Annotated in this window: 12 protein-coding genes and 1 tRNA gene; 7 read left to right on the top strand and 6 right to left on the bottom strand. The window is 52.9% G+C overall.

Annotated elements, in window-relative coordinates; all coding sequences use genetic code 11:
- Nucleotides 1–56: 56 nt before the first annotated feature.
- The 3 genes from H8711_RS07290 to H8711_RS14020 all read right to left on the bottom strand — a co-directional run bounded on the left by H8711_RS07290 (nt 57) and on the right by H8711_RS14020 (nt 2,340).
- Complete coding sequence (locus H8711_RS07290; protein WP_249282813.1) at nt 57–500, bottom strand: glycosyl hydrolase family 18 protein; 444 nt, start codon at nt 498–500, stop codon at nt 57–59.
- Nucleotides 501–516: 16 nt separating this feature from the next.
- Entirely contained in the window at nt 517–2,106 is a 1,590-nt protein-coding gene (locus H8711_RS07285; protein ID WP_249282812.1) for a recombinase family protein, read from the bottom strand.
- A gap of 99 nt (nt 2,107–2,205) precedes the next feature.
- Nucleotides 2,206–2,340, bottom strand: a complete 135-nt coding sequence (locus H8711_RS14020; protein ID WP_283245883.1) for a hypothetical protein — start codon at nt 2,338–2,340, stop codon at nt 2,206–2,208.
- A 187-nt stretch (nt 2,341–2,527) separates the two neighbouring features.
- Here H8711_RS14020 and H8711_RS07280 point away from each other — a divergent pair, with 187 nt between their 5' ends.
- Nucleotides 2,528–2,764: a hypothetical protein gene (locus H8711_RS07280; protein ID WP_249282811.1), complete on the top strand. Its 237-nt coding sequence runs from the start codon at nt 2,528–2,530 to the stop codon at nt 2,762–2,764.
- Nucleotides 2,765–3,046: 282 nt separating this feature from the next.
- On the top strand, nt 3,047–3,496 hold the full coding sequence (locus H8711_RS14350; RefSeq protein WP_425515990.1) for a helix-turn-helix domain-containing protein: 450 nt from the start codon (nt 3,047–3,049) through the stop codon (nt 3,494–3,496).
- Between the two features lie 126 nt (nt 3,497–3,622).
- Here H8711_RS14350 and H8711_RS07275 read toward each other — a convergent pair whose 3' ends face one another.
- Entirely contained in the window at nt 3,623–8,812 is a 5,190-nt protein-coding gene (locus H8711_RS07275; protein WP_249282810.1) for a glycoside hydrolase family 97 N-terminal domain-containing protein, read from the bottom strand.
- A 227-nt stretch (nt 8,813–9,039) separates the two neighbouring features.
- Entirely contained in the window at nt 9,040–9,915 is an 876-nt protein-coding gene (locus H8711_RS07270) for a LysM peptidoglycan-binding domain-containing protein (protein ID WP_249282809.1), read from the bottom strand.
- A gap of 339 nt (nt 9,916–10,254) precedes the next feature.
- Here H8711_RS07270 and H8711_RS07265 point away from each other — a divergent pair, with 339 nt between their 5' ends.
- Both H8711_RS07265 and adhE read left to right on the top strand, forming a co-directional pair.
- A complete protein-coding gene (locus tag H8711_RS07265; protein WP_249282808.1) occupies nt 10,255–12,051 on the top strand; it encodes an LTA synthase family protein in 1,797 nt (598 codons plus the stop codon).
- A 269-nt stretch (nt 12,052–12,320) separates the two neighbouring features.
- Nucleotides 12,321–14,936: a bifunctional acetaldehyde-CoA/alcohol dehydrogenase gene (gene adhE / locus H8711_RS07260; RefSeq protein WP_249282807.1), complete on the top strand. Its 2,616-nt coding sequence runs from the start codon at nt 12,321–12,323 to the stop codon at nt 14,934–14,936.
- 91 nt (nt 14,937–15,027) lie between these two features.
- Here adhE and H8711_RS07255 read toward each other — a convergent pair whose 3' ends face one another.
- The gene (locus tag H8711_RS07255; protein WP_249282806.1) at nt 15,028–15,729 is read right to left on the bottom strand and encodes a TVP38/TMEM64 family protein; all 702 of its coding nucleotides are present in this window, start codon (nt 15,727–15,729) and stop codon (nt 15,028–15,030) included.
- 330 nt (nt 15,730–16,059) lie between these two features.
- On the opposite strand from H8711_RS07255, the gene H8711_RS07250 reads away from it, so the two are divergent.
- The 3 genes from H8711_RS07250 to H8711_RS07240 all read left to right on the top strand — a co-directional run bounded on the left by H8711_RS07250 (nt 16,060) and on the right by H8711_RS07240 (nt 17,506).
- Nucleotides 16,060–16,135: transfer RNA gene (locus H8711_RS07250), tRNA-Ala, on the top strand.
- A 127-nt stretch (nt 16,136–16,262) separates the two neighbouring features.
- Nucleotides 16,263–16,844: a DUF305 domain-containing protein gene (locus H8711_RS07245; RefSeq protein WP_249282805.1), complete on the top strand. Its 582-nt coding sequence runs from the start codon at nt 16,263–16,265 to the stop codon at nt 16,842–16,844.
- Nucleotides 16,845–17,065: 221 nt separating this feature from the next.
- Complete coding sequence (locus tag H8711_RS07240) at nt 17,066–17,506, top strand: nucleotidyltransferase domain-containing protein (protein ID WP_249282804.1); 441 nt, start codon at nt 17,066–17,068, stop codon at nt 17,504–17,506.
- The last annotated feature ends 92 nt before the right edge of the window (nt 17,507–17,598 follow it).

Raw genomic sequence — 17,598 nt, 5'->3', positions numbered from 1 at the left:
CATATAGTAAAATCCCCCGCTCTTAAGCGGGGGATTTTTTGTTGTGAGCAAAAGCCTTACAGCACCTTATTCACCTTGTACATCGCATTCAGCACCGCCCAGTTTTGTGGATAGAAGGTGTTGATGTTCCAGTAACTGACCCCTGCGAGGTTGTATTTTGCCACTAATGCAAGCCGCGCCGCAATGCTGCGTGGATCGTCGAACCAAACCACGTGGGGGTGCCCCTGCTCATCGTAGTAGTTGAAGTACGGGGCCTGCACCCGCTCGTCGTAGAGAATCATTGCACCCACGCGGGAAGCGAGTTCCACAGCCTCCTGGTTGGAGAGGGATCGCGCCGCCGAGCCTGGAACGAACGGAAGGGTCCAGTCGTAGCCGTAGTTGGGCATCCCCATGAGAATTTTTTCCGAGGGCATCACCGATACAGCGTATTGCAGCACCCGCTCCACCTGGTCGATCGGGGAAACCGCCTGAGCGGGTGCTCCGGTATTATCTTGCTCCACAAAATGCAGCATGGATTTACTTTAATTCACACAACACCCGGTAACTGTCGCCTCTGCCGGCAACCTGATATGCGACAACAAACGGGCTTGCCATGTTATGGATGCTGATATGCAGCTCGTTGCGATAGACAACGATTTCATCGACCACTCTGGCGAAAAAGGCGCCGTCCAAATATTCTTCCCTCAAAATAATCTCTTCGACCCGTTTTTTTAAGACAGGCATCACTTCAGGTCTATCAGGGTGCAAATCGAGCTGCTTGTGGTCCTCCATCTGATCCTTCAACGCGTTAATTTTGTTGTCGTAGTCTTTCCGCAAAACCTCAATTTCATCCTCGCTGATCGCCCCATCGACATACAGAGACAGCGCCTTGACCCGCTGCGCCTCAACGACTTCAATCTGTTTCCGGAAGTACTCCGCTGTGAGGCTGTTCTTTTCGGATACAATTGATTCCACCGCCCGATAAAACTCGGGGAGCAAGGCGTCCATATGCAATGTAAATTGATCCATAACACATTTGACGCAGGCCACAATCACTTTGTAATTGATCTGACAGTTACTACACCCCACCTTCTCACCCAACCCGTTGATCTTCTCTTTACCATATTGGATGGAATTGATGCAACGCCACAGATATACCGGCCTGCCGTCCGCCATCCGCTTCCTGTTGATCGAATATCCTCTGCCGCAGACGCCGCAGATGATTTTTCCGGAGCACCAGTACCGGTTGGAAACCTTCCTCCTCGTCTGTGCGGCCTGGCTGGTGTGATTGATGATCTTTTGCGCTGTGTCCCATGTCTCACGGTCGATAATCGGTTCGTGATGATTTTTCCATGCAAAAAGGGTTTCGGAATTGGTGTTGGGGATCAAATTGTGATCCAGATAATTTTCAACCACATGTTTTCGTTGAATCAAATCCCCCACATATTTTTCATTTTTTAAAATTCTATAAATGGCGGTGGAGGACCATGTCTTCATCTGTTTGACAGGCCGAATCCCCATTTCTGTCAGGGTTTGGGCGATCTTGCGTGCGCTGACCCCCTCGTTGACAAATAGGTTAAAGATCATTCTAACCGTGTATGCTTCCTCACGGTTTACAGCGATCTGTCCACCGGAAATATCATATCCCAATAGGGATGGTGCGAACACCTTTCCCTGCTCCATGAAGCGCTCAATTCCCCATTTTACACGTTCAGATGTCTTGCGCGATTCGTCCTGCGCCAGGGACGCCATAATGGTAAGACGCAGTTCTCCATCGTTATCCAGCGTATTGATTTGATCCGAGATAAAAAATACGCCAACCCTTTTGGCTTTCAACTGTCTGGTGTAAAATAGGGTATCCACAGTGTTGCGGGCAAACCGGGATACCTCTTTGGTCACAATCAAATCGATTGCGCCGTTCTTGGCGTCCTCAATCATCTGTTTAAACTGCGTCCGATTTTTGGTGGATGTGCCTGTGATCCCCTCGTCAGCATAAATTTTGACCAGCTTCCAATCGTCATGGCCGCTGATGTAGCGGGTAAAATATTCCTGTTGCGTTGAAAAGCTGTTTTTCTGGTCTTCGTGATCGGTAGATACCCGGCAATAAGCTGCTACATTGATACTCAAATGTTCCTTTCCCCCTCAATCAAGGAACCCTAAAATGAAAGCCTTACCCATACAATATGTATCGATAAGGCTTCCTTTTGCGTTCACCAGAATGTCAGTTCAATTGATGCTTATTTTTCTTTGTATGTTCATCTGCTGCTCCCTTGTGATGTACTGTTCCTCCGCCAGCCTGTTGAGAATACTCATCATAATCATCTTTGTGATAAACGCAGAATCCCGCTTATCTGCCAGCACTTGAGCGCACCTCCTATTGTGATATATAGGAAGCATATGCGCTGGGTCCATTCTCTATGTCAACCTGCTTTTCTGCGTTTTCCATATCTTGCTCAGCAGGATAAATTTGCGTGTTTACATGTGAATATCGTGTTGATCTTTTTACTATACTTAAATTTAGTAGAGCAAATAACTTTGGGAGGTTATTATGATGGCAGAAACCGCGAAACGCAATTACAGGTCCAAGGAAGAACGCATTGCAGAAATCGAGCAGAAAATTGAGACACACAAAGCCAACATTGCTGTATTAGAGGGTAAGAAGGCAGCGATCTTAAACCCCGCTCCACGCAGAAAAAGGGTTGGTGTTGGAACTGTTTTAAAAGCAGCCAAAGAGTCTGGAATGACCCCGGAAGAGATCGCAAATAAGTTGGGGATCAAACTTTAATTTTTCCAAGTTGGAGCGCAATATCGGAACAATTTGACACCCGGAGGGATATCCCGGGTGTCTTTTGTATTTTTTACGCGTATCCGGGCCGTGGGCCGGAACGACCCACATGGCCGTTTTTTATAGCTTTGCTGCGCAAAGCTATAAAATAGTGGCGAAGCAACTATATCACTCGGCCAAAACCGCCAATATATTGACGCTAATATATTGAAGTTGTAATTTGGTGGAATATTTTCTATTATATAGCTGGAGATAATAGTCTCTGGAGGTAATAGAAAAGCCATGACATTAAAGAGTATATTAGGACAGAATATCGTAACAGTTCGCAAGGAAAAAAATATTACCCAACAAAATCTTGCTACAATGGCCGGTATTAGTGTGTCGCATCTCCGGAGCATCGAACATGGCAAGGGAAATACAACCGTTGATATCATCGAGAGGGTGTCAAGCTGCCTGAAAATTCAACCATATTCGTTGCTTCGGACCGCACCAATCCCGGCCAAAAAATATAAGAGGTGTTATAGGATGTATACAATATTTTATGATAGCTATAAACTTGAGGATCAATCCTACATCGGCTATGGAATTTTATGTGACGGACTTGTAATTGCGGATATTACAACCGACCGGCCAAAACTGGGACGGCTGGTTTCACTGTGCAATGTCAAAAGATTGAGTTGTTTACATCTTTACGATGTGGTGGAAGATTTTCTATATCTAATTTCATCTTGAAAAAAGAGAAACTGCATCTGGAAAACGGAAACTTCCAGGGCTCGGTCTCGTTTGCAATCAATAAGGATGCAGGGCGGCAGACCATCTGCCGCCCTGCATCCTTGTTAAAAGGAAAATTAAGAAAGTTTAATCTCTGTTTCTTTTGCGAAGCAGAACCAGCGCCGTGCCGACCAGTACAGCCGCCGCTGCAACCGCCATTGCAACGATCTCCCAGGCCGACAGATCCACCGCGGTCTCCGCCGCAGCCTGCGCGCCGCCAATCGTCTCGTTCGCGCTGGCCGCCTCAGCCGGGGCGACCGCTTCAGGCGCTACCGCCATAGCGATCCCGCCGCCCGTTTCCGGGTTGCTGTTTACGGGGATTTCCGCTGCCGCAGTTTTCGCCTCGCCGCCGGCCATCGCCATGATCTCTTCCGCCGTGTAATACACCGCAGAAGCGCTGTAGCCCTTGAGCTCGCTCAGGCCGTTCAGTTCATAGTTTTTATCGCTGATGGTCACGACTAAGGTCACATCCCTGCCCTTCAGCGTATCGATCACGGTGGCGGGCATCATCGCGCCGCCCTCCAGCGTCGCGTTCACCTTGCCGCCCTTATCCGCGCCGCTGATCTTCTCGGCCACGCCGGCCCAGTAATCGCTGTCGCTCACCTGCGCAACTGAATTCTTCGAGCTGGACGGCCTGCGCAGCACATCGGCCGCGCCCTTCAGTTGGCTTGCCGCCAAGTCGATCTGCTCTTCTGTTGCACCCATGTCGTTGTACACCATCTCTGCCTTCTCGATGATCGACAGGTAATTCTTCCAACTCCTCGCAGTGTAATCCGACTTGGAAAGCGCCGCCTTCTCCACCTTCGCATCGTCCAACGCTTTCTTCAGGCGCACCTTCGCGGTTGCAGTAACCACCGCCACCTTAGCGCCGTCAACCCGCTGCTGGGTCGCATGCTCATCGTCCAGCACCCTCTGAGCGTCAGCCACCGCCGCGATCAGGTCGGCCAACGTCGCTTCGTCGTATTTTCCACTGTCAATCAGTTCGTTTGCCAGATCCACCGCATTTTGCAGCGCCACTTTGTTTACAGTCAGGGATTCGAGCTCGGTCATCGCTTTCATCAGCGCATCGAGCGCTTCCTTCACCTGCGTTTCGCTCGCCGCATTGTTCCCGTAGACGAGCTCAGCTGCAGCCAGCTTTTCCACGAACGCGGCCCAGCTCGCTGTGGTGTAGTTCTTCTTCTGAAGTCCGCGCGCAGCTTCAATCGTTTCGCCCAGCCACTTTTTATCCACCGGAACCAGCTCGGTGATCTTCGTCATGACAGCCTTATACTGCGCATTGACCTCGCTCTGGGTCGCCTCCGCATTGTTCAGCACTGCCCTGGCCGCTTCCACAGCTTCGGTCAGCTCCAGCCTGGATTTGTCGGTCATGCCGGTATTCTCCAGGACCTCTTCCGCCAGTTTGATCGCCAGCTCCAACAGGCTGGTGTCCACCGCGTAAGTCAAACCGTCGCGCGCCTTCACCAGCTCCAGGTATGCGCTATAAACCTCCTGCTGAGTCGCGGCGATATCCTTCTCAACCACTTTCGCGTTGTTCAGGGCCTTTGCAAACGCCGCCCAACTCTGCGCTGTGAAGCGGTTCCCGTCGTATTTGCCGTCGGTTGCCGCAAGCAGGTCGGTCAAAATTGCCTTGTCCGCAGCAAAGGGGGCGACCAACGCCTCAAGAGCCTGCTCATAAGCCGCCAGTTCATCGGTGTTCTGCGCGGTCTCCGCATAGTAGACCGCGTCGTCAATCGCCGCGATCCAGGCCGCCTTCTCCGCCTCGTCGGTGATACGCGGCAGCAGGTCGTTCGCACGGCTTACCAGACGGTTCAGATAGGAAAACGGGCTGTAGTACAGATTCAGTTCCGCAATCGCCGCCGGAACATAGGGACTATTGTTGTGATATGCATCCAAGATGTGCAATTCAATGTAACGGCTGTTGATCGTCTCGGGAAGATCGATCCTGCGGGTGGTGCCCGCGCCGACCGACATCCCCTTCCAATTGACTGAGGTCACCTGCTTGTCGTAGGTGACGCCGTCCTCACTGGTGTAAACCTCAATTACTACGGGGAAGCCGTTATAGCTGGAACCCGAGTCGCGCCGCCCGGTGATCTCGATGGCATCCACCGCTCTCTCCTCACCGAGGTCGAGCCAAAACTCAAACGGCGGCGGATCTACACCGACACCACCCTTGATATGCCAGATGGAATCGGGATTGCCATCCAACACGAACTTGGCCTCATGGGTACCGGGACGTTCGGTGCTAGCGCTGGCACTCAGCAGACTTTGATCTATCTTTTCAAAATAGAAGGTTTTCTCAACCAGGGCCGCCATCGCGCTCTCCAGGTTATCCGCCGCGAGTATCACATCCGCCTCCTCGGCGGCGATATTTTCATAGACCAAACGCGCTGCCTCACGCACCGCGACGATGTCACTTTCGCGCAGCGAGCGGGTGGTGTACACGCTCAGGTCAAGTTGCTCCGCCACTTTGAGGCGGTTGCCCAAGCGCTCGCGGTGCTTGGAATAGGGCGCGATGCTCGAGATTTCAGCCTCGGTGGCGGGCACCATGCGCACCGACAATCCTCCGCCCACAATCATTGGGAACAGGAATTCAGTTTCACTGTTGACGATATATTTGCTGATGGCAACCTTGTTGTTGCTCAGGGTATCGCCGGCAGAGTTGGTGTAGCATTCTGCCACATAGGAGACGCCCGGGGTGAGGAAGTCCGGGGTGAATTCCAAATCACGGTTCACCGCCGACAGGCTGCCCAGGAACCACTCCTCGCCGTTGCGGCGCGCCATGGTGTAGTACTCGCCGAAGCTCGAGTCGATATGGCGGGACTCGTCCCATTCGCCGGGCATATCCACCCAGAACTTGCGCTCAGGGTACGCGCTGTCGTCCGGATAGTCCGCCGGGCTGCCGTACCAGAACGGGCAGGAGAGCGGGGCATAGAACAGCATGGGGGACGCCAACGAATAGGCGTCGGTCTTGATCGCACCGCGGTATTTCATCATCGGATAGCAGAAGGTGTGGTCTGCGGGCCCTAGGATCATGCGGGTGAATACCTGCTTGAGGTCCGCTGCATAGTTTGGACTGCCCTCGTCGCCCAGCACGCCTTCCACATTGAGCAGGTTGGGGTAGGCCCGGTCCAAACCGGTGGGGATGTATTCGTCGTGGATTTTGACCACCAGGTCATATTTGGCGGCAGTGGCCACTGCATCGGCCAGCCACTTGGTCCAATACTGGTTGCCCACGTTGACAAAGCCGAATTTCACGCCTTTGATGCCCCACTCCTTGTAGGTGCGGAACACCTCATCCAGATCATACTCTTCCAAATGGATGTGATTGACGTAGAGGATAACGCCGATGTCCTTTTCCGCCGCCCACTTGGCCGCATCGCGGACATCCACATAACAGCTGCGCATAGAAGATCCGCCGAGCATGTAGGGGAATTCGCCGATAAAGGGCTCCATCGGGTTCATAGCGGGATCATTTTCGGTACCGTACCAGCCGGAATCATACAGGATGTATTCGATCCCGTTTTCCGCTGCAAAGTCGATGCACTCCTTGGTGTTCTCCTCGGTGAGCTTTGCCTCGCGGATCAACTGGCCGGTCTTGATCCAGGACATGTCCTGGATCTTCTGCTCATCGGCCAGATTCTGCACCAGGTAGTTGTTCTCCTGCAGGCCGCCGAGGCTGTCAGCCACGATCATGCCGCGCCAGGGGGATTCAAACGGCACGCTGGCAGTAATGTTTGCGCTGCCCCATCTGACATTGGAGGACAGCACACCGCCGTTCGCATCCAGTTTGAGGCGCGCGTAGTCATACAGGTCGGACTCGAACATGCCCGCCTTGCTTCCGCTCTCGTATTCGAGCACGATCGGCACATAGTGGGTGCCGATCAGCTTTTCTATCATGACATCGTTCGGGATCGACTGGCTGTGGGTGCCGTGGGCATGCGCGCGGGTTCCCGCGGGGATGGCGAAGGTGGAATTCTCCTGATAAATGGTGAAATCCGTCAACGCATTGTCCTCTTCCGGGAAGAAGTAGCGGAATCCAAAGCCCTCGTCGTAGGCGCGGAAGATGATATCCATCCTGCGGCCCGCCTCGTCGCCCAGATGGAACACCGACTGGGTGTACACGTCGGGGATTTCGTCGCGGGTCCACTTGACTGCCGGCGTCCAGGAGGTATCCACCTCGGCGGTGTCGACCGACAACAGGGACAGCTCCGAGGTCAGTGCTCCGCCATTCTCCTCCACCAGGGTCACACCCATCGAAGACTCTCCGACCAGAGTTTCGTCGCCGCGAACCACCTGATACCGAGGTGTGCCCTTCGCATCCAACCAGAAGGTGGCCGTGAGGCTGCCATCCGGGGAAGAAACGTCATATCGCACAATCAGCTTCTCCGCGATCTCATCCATCACCGCCTGGAGTTTCTCCAGTTCAGCGTCGATCTCCGTGGGGTTGTCCGCTGCTACAAACTCCGCCGCCGCGTCGATGGCGGCCTGCAGCGCGGCCCGATCCTCTTCCGCCGTCACGCGGTCGAGCAGCTTCTCCGCATCCTCGATCAGCGTTTCCAACTGTGTGAACGGCTCTATGTAGTAGAGGTTGAGCTCCGCGATCGCCGCCGGTTTATAGGGGGAACTGTTGATGATGGTATCGGTGATATGTAATTTTAGGTAGCGTGTCGTCACGGCGTTATCCAGCTCGATTGTCTTGACCATGCCTGACGAAAGCGTTGTACCCGTCCAGTTTACCTGGCCGACCAGCTCTTCGTAGATTTCTCCGTCCTCGCTGGCGTACACCTCAATCTTTGCAGGAAAGCCATTAAGGCTGTTGCCGCTGCCCTTACGGCCAGTGATCTCGATGAGGGAGACGGCCTGCTCGCTCCCCATGTCGATGAAAAAGTCATGCGGGGGATTCGCGCCTCCAGCGGTGTGCCAAAGGGTGTTCGGGTTTCCGTCCACTGCGTTTGTATCCGGATAATCCTCACGGCCGTTGGTGGAGCTCACCGTGAGGGTGTCCTGCGGTATCTTCTCCGCGCCCTCTGGAACCGATGCGGCCAGTAGTACCGGCGCTTGGGCCTCCGCTATCTCTGCTGGGTCTTCCTCCTTCAACTCCCCGTCGGGAACGGCGGGCTCCTCGGGTACTGCGGGAGATTCAGACGGCTCCACTGCCGACAGCTCCACCGGAGGTTCGGTCTCGATACCCTCCGCCATTGCCGCGATACTGCCGCTGAGCGCCAGCTGCATCGCCAGAATCGCTGCGAGGATCGCCTTGAACATCTGCTTTTTCATGATCTTCCTCCTCTTTTGTTGTCGTTTTATTGAATAAAATGATCTCTAATAAATGAAAATTTTTATTTCTTTTATAAGTTTATTATAACAACTTCCACAAAAAAGTCATTCCAAAATCCGACCGAATAGTTTCGAAATCCGATCATATTTGGCCGATATCAATAATTGACCCACCAGCGGCAACCTCCACAGGTGAAAAGCTATTTGACAGATCTCACGGCGCAATATCATACTTGAGCGGGTCCGTAGGTGTATCCCCACTCATAGGTCATCAAAATCACGCGATCGACGATCGCACCGATCTGGGCGTAGTCGTGCGCTTCGTACAGAATGCCCTTCTGCGTGGCGGAAAGTTTGGGCGCCAGCGCCACGCTGAGCGAATAGCCCAGCGGACGGAGCTTATCCGCCGCCCTGCGCAGAAACGCCACATAGGCGTCCCGGTCTTCGGGGTAGATGTATTCAAAGTCCACGTCCAATCCGTAATAGTTCTTTTCATCCATCTCCAGAACAACCGCATCCAGGAGCAAATCCTGTACCGCAGTGCTTTGCAGGATGTCGTGCGCGATGTCGCTGTCGAACCTTCCGCCCTCCTTGATGTTGGTGAGCACCATTACGGGCGCGACACGGTCACGCAGCGCACGTTCGATGAGCGGGCGGTCGTTGATCTCGGTGATGGTGCCGTCCGGCCTGGCTTGGTAGCTGAAGATACTCAAATAGGTGAGGTTGGGCAGCGTGGCGTCCAACACATCCATACTGATGTCGGGCAGGGCGTAACCGTTGACATCGATGCCTCCCCCCTGGGTGGTCCCCACCGGAACGGAGATCACCTGGCCGGGATGAATCTGAGAGGGGTCGGAAATCGAGGGATTGGCCTTCAGGATGTCCTCCACGGTGGAGCCATACATCCGGGCGATGGAGGACAGGGTCTGCCCCAACGACACGACATGCCGCACCCGCTGGGCCGGGATCAAAAGCGCCTGGCCGATCATCAAGCGATTGACGTTATGTAATTGGTTTTCTTCAATGATCCGCTCCGGCGATACGCCAAATTGGCGCGAGAGGTTGTAGACACTGTCTCCGGGACGCACTGTGTAGATTATCAAACTGATCACACCTTTGCATGGATTTATTCTTTCTACTATATGAATCATTTCGCAATTTGGTGCATTTCTCGATTTTCTGGGCAGAGTTCCATAAAAACCGGCGGGGCGCGGACTGATTCTTCATATTTTTGTCAAAAATACATGATATGATAGCATTATAAAAAAATTTCTTTTCCACGTTGACTCAATTTGCATTAAAATTACAACCGTTTCGGCATTTTTTGTTCGGGTACGCTACAAACAGAAAGAAATTTGTAAGATTCTTCTGGAGAAAACCGAAAGATTTGATCGTTATAGTAGTAGCAGGCAAAAAGAGAGGCCACAACGGAGGTAACGTTTATGAATCAAATCACTTACTTATACAATAGAATTAAAGCCAACCGCACTTTAGACCGTGTACTGTGTGCTGTGACGGTCGGATTCTTTCCCCTATTTCTAGTCTTGGTGGTGGAAAATATCCACCTGCAAAGCCTGCCTGCGCTGCTGCGTTTTCTTGGGGATTCTGTGGGCGTGTTGGTCTACGATTACTTTTTCGTGGGGCTCGTGTTCGCCGGCCTGGCGCTACTGTTGCGGCAGGTCTGGATGGCGATGTTTCTGGAGGGCGGCGCGCTGTACCTGTTGGCGCTGGTGGAATACTTCAAATACGACGCCAACGGTACCCACTTTAGCATCGCAGATCTGGTGATGGCCGGAAAAATTTCGGATGTTGCCCGCTTTGCCCAGATTCAAATCAGCCCGGTGATGGTATGCAGCTTGGCGGCGCTGATCCTTTACGTCCTTTGGACGGCATTTCTGCACATCCGCGTCCGCCTGCCGTGGAAGGGTGCGCTCCCGCTCGGCGCCGGGGTATTGGCGCTGCTCACCCTGACGGTCACTGTTCCTCCGGTCTACAGCGCAATCTATCAGGTCTGCGGAATCGACTACGAGCCGGGTTACAGCCCCTACAGCACCGACGAGGTCTTTCAAAAAAATCTACAGATCGCATATCTGAGCCAGAATATCTCCGGCGAGGTGAGTAAGCGCCTCGCCCGGCCGAAGGACTACTCCCAGAAGAGCATCGAAGCCCTGCTTCCCACCCAGGTCCCGGCCGAAAGCGGCCCGTTTGAAGCGCCGGACGTGATTCTGATTATGTCCGAGGCCTACACCGATTTTCGTCAGTTCGACGGCGTTAAAGTTCCGAACGGGACCTACGACGTGTTCGACCGCATGGCCCGCGAGGGCGCAAAAGGGGAGGCGATGGTGCCCACCTTCGGCGGCTACACCTGCAAAACCGAATTTGAATTGTTGTTCGGCCTCCCAGTCAAGGGAATCAGCGACGAGAGCGTCCCCCATCAGCTCTTCACCGATGGGGAGGAGCGGCCCACCTTCCCAGCCTATCTGCGGGAACAGGGCTACGAAACCACCTTTATCCACCCCTTCTCCGAAAGCTTTTACAACCGCGATAAGGCGTACCGCAGCTACGGGTTTGACAACCTCTGCTTCGAGAACGATTTCGACGTCAAGACCACCCGCTTGGGCGACTATATCGACGACAACACCCTCATGCGCCAGATCGAGGCGCAGTTGGAGTCCGGAACGGACAAGCCCCAATTCATTTACGCAATTTCAATGCAGAACCACGGGCCCTACACCGGCACCGAAAAATATGCATTGCGCGATGATCGGCTAACCAGCGGGGAGGAAGCCGAGCTTGGCCGGTATCTGTACGGCATCGCACAGACAGACAAAGCGCTGGGTGAGCTGACCGCCTATTTGAAGCAGCGCAGCCGCCCCACTGTGGTGATGTTCGTCGGGGATCATTACCCCTATCTCGGCCGTCAGGCTGGCCTCTACAAAAAGCTGACCCGTGTTGCGAGCGGCTACAGCCTCTACCGTCAGCCCTATCTGCTGTGGAGCAACTACCAGCTGAATTACGAACTGCCAAAGGAACAGGTGTCCACATTCTATCTTCCCCACATCCTGGGGGACGCGATCGATCTGCCGAAGGATCGCTTCCTCACCGATATGTGGTCGATGATGCAGACAACTCCCCGTTTCACCTTTGATTTGGGGGACAACAGCGAAGACGCACAGGCCCTGATGAAGTTGACCTACGACCGCACGCAGGGCAGCGCGTGGTCGGATATGGACAACTGATGCAGCACCCGCCAGGGTGTCCGAAAAAAGAGACTCAACCGGCCTCTTTTTTTGACGTTACCTTTCCAGTTGATTTTTCACAAAAAATCAGGTAAACTATTAGTATATATCGTGAAAAACATTGTTAAAAAAATATCAATATCAGCTTGACGAAAAATCGAAAAGGTGATATTATATTGTTAAAGAATTAACAAGTAATTCTTTCATCCAAAAACGTTTGATGGTTCCGCACACGGCGGAACGCGAAAATAGTGTTAGGAGGAACAGCAATGGCAGACAAGAAGAAAGAAACCGCGCAGCCTGTTGAGACTCAGGAAATGATCGACACCTTGGTGGCCAAGGGCCAGGCAGCTCTTAGGAAAATGATGGAGCTCGACCAGGAGCAGGTGGACAACATCGTCCATGAGATGTCCCTCGCGGGCCTGGACGCACACGAGAAGCTGGCAAAGATGGCGGTGGATGAGACCGGCCGCGGCGTGTACGAGGACAAGGTCATCAAAAACATGTTCGCCACCGAGTATATCTGGCACAGCATCAAGCACCAGCAGACGGTCGGCGTGATCGACGAAAACGAGATGGAAGGCTACGTGGAAGTGGCTGAGCCGGTCGGCGTCATCTGCGGCGTCACCCCCACCACCAACCCGACTTCCACCACCCTGTTTAAAAGCATCATCGCGATTAAAACCCGCAATCCCATCATCTTTGCGTTCCACCCCTCCGCGCAGAAGTGCTCGGCCGAGGCGGCCCGCATCGTCTACGAGGCCGCTGTAAAAGCCGGCGCTCCCAAGGATTGCATCCAGTGGATCGAATACCCCTCGATCGACGCGACCAACCTGCTGATGCGCCACTCTGGCGTCGCCACCATCCTGGCCACCGGCGGCCCCGGCATGGTCAAAGCGGCTTACTCCGCCGGCAAACCGGCGCTGGGCGTGGGCCCGGGCAATGTCCCCTGCTACATCGAAAAAACGGCGAAGCTGGAGCAGGCCTGCACCGACCTGATGATGTCCAAGACCTTTGACAACGGCATGATCTGCGCCTCCGAGCAGGCTGTCATCGTCGATAAGGAGATCAAAGCCCAGTTTGAACAGTACATGAAAGCGAACAACTGCTACTTCCTCAACGCCGAGGAGACCGAGAAGCTCACCGCTTTTGCAATGAACGCCGAGAAACAGGCGGTCAATCCCGCCATCGTCGGCAAATCCGCCAACTGGATCGCCGAGCAGGCCGGGATCAAAGTTCCGGAAAAGACCAAAATCCTGATTGCTCCGCTCCCCGAGCCGAGCGAAAAATATCTGCTGAGCCGCGAGAAGCTCAGCCCGATCCTGGCCTACTTTGTGGCTAACAGCACCGAGCAGGGCTTCGCCTTCGCCAATAAGATGCTGGAGCTGGGCGGCCTTGGGCACTCGGCGGTCATCCACACCGGCGATATGGATCTGGCGGAGCGCTACGGTCAGGAGATGAAGGTCGGCCGCATCATCGTCAACTCCCCGTCCTCTCAGGGCGCCATCGGTGATATCTACAACACCAACACCCCATCCCTCACCCTCGGCTGCGGTTCCTACGGCGGAAACTCGGTCTCTCAGAACGTCTCCACCGTCAACCTGATCAACAAAAAACGCATCGCCAAGAGGAGAGTCAATATGCAGTGGTTCAAGATTCCCCCGAAGATCTACTTTGAAGAGGATTCCATCCAGTATCTGGAGAAAATGCCCGACATCTCCCGCGCGTTTATCGTCACCGACCCGATGATGGTCAAGCTCGGCAACATCGATAAGGTTTTGTATTACCTGCGCAAACGCACCGAGTATTGCCACAGTGAAATTTATGCGGATGTGGAGTCCGATCCCTCGGTGGAATGCATCATGAAGGGCGTCGAGGCCATGAGAGCCTTCCAGCCCGACGTTATCATCGCTGTGGGCGGCGGTTCCGCTATCGACGCGGCCAAGGGCATGTGGCTGTTCTATGAGCATCCCGACACCGATTTCGACGGCCTGCGCCTGCGTTTCCTGGATATCCGCAAGAGAACCTTCAGCTTCCCCAAGCTGGGCACCAAAACCAAGCTGGTCGCCATCCCCACCACCTCCGGTACCGGCTCTGAGGTCACCAACTTCTCGGTCATCACCGATAAGAAAAACGGCAACATCAAATATCCTCTGGCCGACTACGAGCTGACTCCCGATGTGGCGATCATCGACCCGCAGTTCTGCATGTCGATGCCCAAATCGATCACCGCCGACACCGGTCTGGACGTTCTGACCCACGCGATTGAAGCCTATGTTTCGGTCATGGCCTCCGACTATACCGACGGCCTGGCGATCAAAGCGATCGAGCTGGTGTTTGATTACCTGAGAAGGGCCTACACCAACGGCTCGGAGGACAAACTCGCGCGTGAGAAGATGCATAACGCCTCTGCGATCGCCGGTATGGCGTTTACCAACGCGTTCCTGGGCCTCAACCATTCGATGGCACACAAGCTGGGCGGCGAATACCATGTGCCTCACGGCCGTGCCAACGCGGTGCTGCTGCCCTACGTGATTGAGTACAATGCGACCAAACCCACCAAGTTTGCTTCCTTCCCGAAATATGATAAATTCGTTGCCGACGAGAAGTACGCGAAGATCGCCCGCTATCTGGGCCTGCCCGCCAAAACAACGGAGGAGGGCGTGAAATCCCTGATTAAAGCGATCCGCGACCTGATGAAGGATCTCGAACGCCCGATGTCCATCAAAGAGTGCGGCGTGGATGAACTGGTGTTCAAGAGCAAGGTGGAGGAGCTCTCCTACAAGGCGTTTGAAGATCAGTGCACAACCGCGAACCCGCGTTATCCTCTGGTGAGCGAGATTCAGGAGCTCTATATGAAGGCTTACTACGGGGAAACCAAATAACTTTTGACAGACCTCTTACAGATAGACCCTAACACACAAAGGAACCGGGCGGCGGCTCACAAGCCTCGCCCGGTTCCTTTGGTTTTCTTGACTATTTCTTTGGCCGTTCCTTGCCGTTGTTCTTGTCCAGAATCGAGTTATTAATCAGGATTCCCGCTATGCCGATCAGCCCCATCAGCACAAACATCCCCACCGTTTTCCACCACTCGCCGTCAATAAACGTCTGGCCCGCATAAGTTGAGGTGATCACCGACGGGATGCGCGCCAAAATAGCGATCAGAAAAAAATTGATCGGACGGATTTTGGTGAGCGGCGCCACATAGGTGAGCACATCCTTTGGGGTGCCAGGGATGAAAAAGAGCAAAAAGGTGAGCACCTCCAATTTTTTGGTATTCTGTAGAAAAGAGAAACGGCCCACTTCCTTTTTGCTGAAGATGCCCTCCACAAAGCCCTTTCCAAGCAGCCTCACCAGGTAAAAAATCATTATTGTGCCGATCAACAGCCCCACTATACAGATGGCAAGGCCGCCCCAAATGCCGAACGTCATGCCCGCCAGCAGCTCCACCGGCTCGCCGGGCAGCACTGCGATTACCACCTGGAGCACCTGGATGCCCAGCACCAGCAGAACCCCTTTCCAGCCGAGGGACGCCACATAGTTTTTAAACTCCTCGCGCACTTCCGGCAGCCGCAAGGAGTAAAACCAGGGCATCAACTTGATCATCAGCACTGCTGATACAATCAGCAGCAGGATGACCCCTGCCAATTTGAACCGCCGCTTTGTCTGTTCTTTCATTTTACTACGCTCCATCTTCCAGGCACATCTCGCTGCTGTGCGCCCTCTCTCATATGATCTATTATAGCACAAATCGCACAAAAATCGTTACAGAACGATTGATCCCCCTATGGGTGATCCTTTTTCCGCTGAAATAACTGTGCCGCCGTCGCGTGGAGCGCGGCGGGCCAACAGTAGCATCGTTGGGCCTTGAGGTTGTCATAACATAGAACGACATTACCTTCGGATTCTCTTCAAAACCTCTAAAAAATTTTACAAACTTATAAAAAATGCTTGCATCCTTCATTCAATTGTGCTATAATAATTAAGTCGAAAAGATAAGATTGTTTTGGGGGCGTAGCTCATCTGGGAGAGCGCTACACTGGCAGTGTAGAGGTAGAGAGTTCGATCCTCTTCGTCTCCACCAAAAACAGACTCGCTGATGCGAGTCTGTTTTTTTATTTCTCTTTTCATCAGGCTTTTTACTTCACCGGAAAAATGACACATACATCGTGGCTCTCACATAAGCTGGTAGAAGAAAGGAGAAATAAATTATGGCAGATCCATATATGTTAAGCAACGTGGCTAAGAACTACCTTTGCCGTTTTTATGAAATCCTTGATGAAATGATTGCAGAAATGACAACGGCAGAGCTTACAGACAGCATTTCTCACAATTTTATCGTACAGATGATTCCACATCATCGGGCGGCCATTGAAATGTCGCGCAATCTTTTGCAATATACTACATTTATACCATTACAGAATATTGCAACTAATATCATCACGTCACAGACGAAGAGCATCGAAAACATGGAGGCAGCGCTGGACCGCTGTAGTGAGCTGAAAAATACTGAGCAAGAACTGCGACTTTATGAGCGGCGCTTCCGACAAATTACGCAAACTATGTTTACCGATATGGGAACCGCCCCAGTCAGCAACCAGATTAACGCTGACTTTATGCGGGAAATGATCCCACACCATAAGGGCGCTATCCAAATGTCGAAAAATGCTCTGAGTTTTCCTATCTGTCCAGAACTCAAGCCAATTTTACAGGCAATTATCATATCTCAGCAGGAAGGTGTACAGCAGATGGAGGCCCTGCTGTGCTGCAAGGATTATAGACACACTTCTTAGCAACACATAAAAAATTTCTAGTGATCCTATCTCTGTTAGTGGACCACAAATTGACTTAAAGCGATTCTTTGGGACGGCATGGATCGTTCTTACAGTGTTACCCAACAAATCCGAACTTCGTTCAACGGTGACGAGGTTCGGATTTGCCACATCATCGGACAAAATCGCGGAGAAGCCCTCTCTATTTATAATAAAAGGACACCACAACAAAGGAGAAGCATATGATTAACTACGACCTCTGGATCAAAGAAATTATGATGGGGAAAATTATGAATTGCTTCGGCTCACGGGTCCATTTTGTAGGGATTCAGGGAAGCTATCGCCGCGGCGAAGCCACCGAGCAGAGCGATATCGACTTGGTATTCATCCTGGACAGCCTCGGGATGGAAGATCTCGCGGAATACCGCGCAATCGTTCAGTCGATGCCTCATGCCGAAAAAGCCTGCGGTTTTGTCTCCGGTCGTGCGGAGCTTCTGGCCTGGCCCAAACTGGATCTGTTCCAGTTTTACCACGATACCCAACCGCTCTACGGCAGCCTTGATGAGCTCCTCCCTTTTATCACACGCAGAGACATCCGACAGTCGGTCTCCGTCCAGGCCGCCAACCTCTATCACGCCGCTTGTCATAGCTACCTATTGCAACGGTGTACAAAGGGAACATAATAAAAAACTTAATAATGGACTGCCAATCTTACACAAAGTACCGCCCAAACGAGACTACGGGCGGTATTTTTGTATCATGGCGGAGAAAGGAG

Origin of the sequence: Ligaoa zhengdingensis (assembly GCF_014384885.1) — a bacterium.
Lineage (GTDB): Bacteria > Bacillota > Clostridia > Oscillospirales > Ruminococcaceae > Ligaoa > Ligaoa zhengdingensis.
Note: the sequence above shows the minus strand (reverse complement) of the source record. Positions and strands in the feature narration are given on the sequence as shown.

Bases quoted from the DNA above. Each gene is read 5' to 3' on its own strand.
- H8711_RS07275 (WP_249282810.1), bottom strand. From the start codon at position 8,812: ATGAAAAAGCAGATGTTCAAGGCGATCCTCGCAGCGATTCTGGCGATG.
- H8711_RS07240 (WP_249282804.1), top strand. From the start codon at position 17,066: ATGATTAACTACGACCTCTGGATCAAAGAAATTATGATGGGGAAAATT.
- H8711_RS07255 (WP_249282806.1), bottom strand. From the start codon at position 15,729: ATGAAAGAACAGACAAAGCGGCGGTTCAAATTGGCAGGGGTCATCCTG.
- H8711_RS07280 (WP_249282811.1), top strand. From the start codon at position 2,528: ATGATGGCAGAAACCGCGAAACGCAATTACAGGTCCAAGGAAGAACGC.
- H8711_RS14350 (WP_425515990.1), top strand. From the start codon at position 3,047: ATGACATTAAAGAGTATATTAGGACAGAATATCGTAACAGTTCGCAAG.
- adhE (WP_249282807.1), top strand. From the start codon at position 12,321: ATGGCAGACAAGAAGAAAGAAACCGCGCAGCCTGTTGAGACTCAGGAA.
- H8711_RS07245 (WP_249282805.1), top strand. From the start codon at position 16,263: ATGGCAGATCCATATATGTTAAGCAACGTGGCTAAGAACTACCTTTGC.
- H8711_RS07265 (WP_249282808.1), top strand. From the start codon at position 10,255: ATGAATCAAATCACTTACTTATACAATAGAATTAAAGCCAACCGCACT.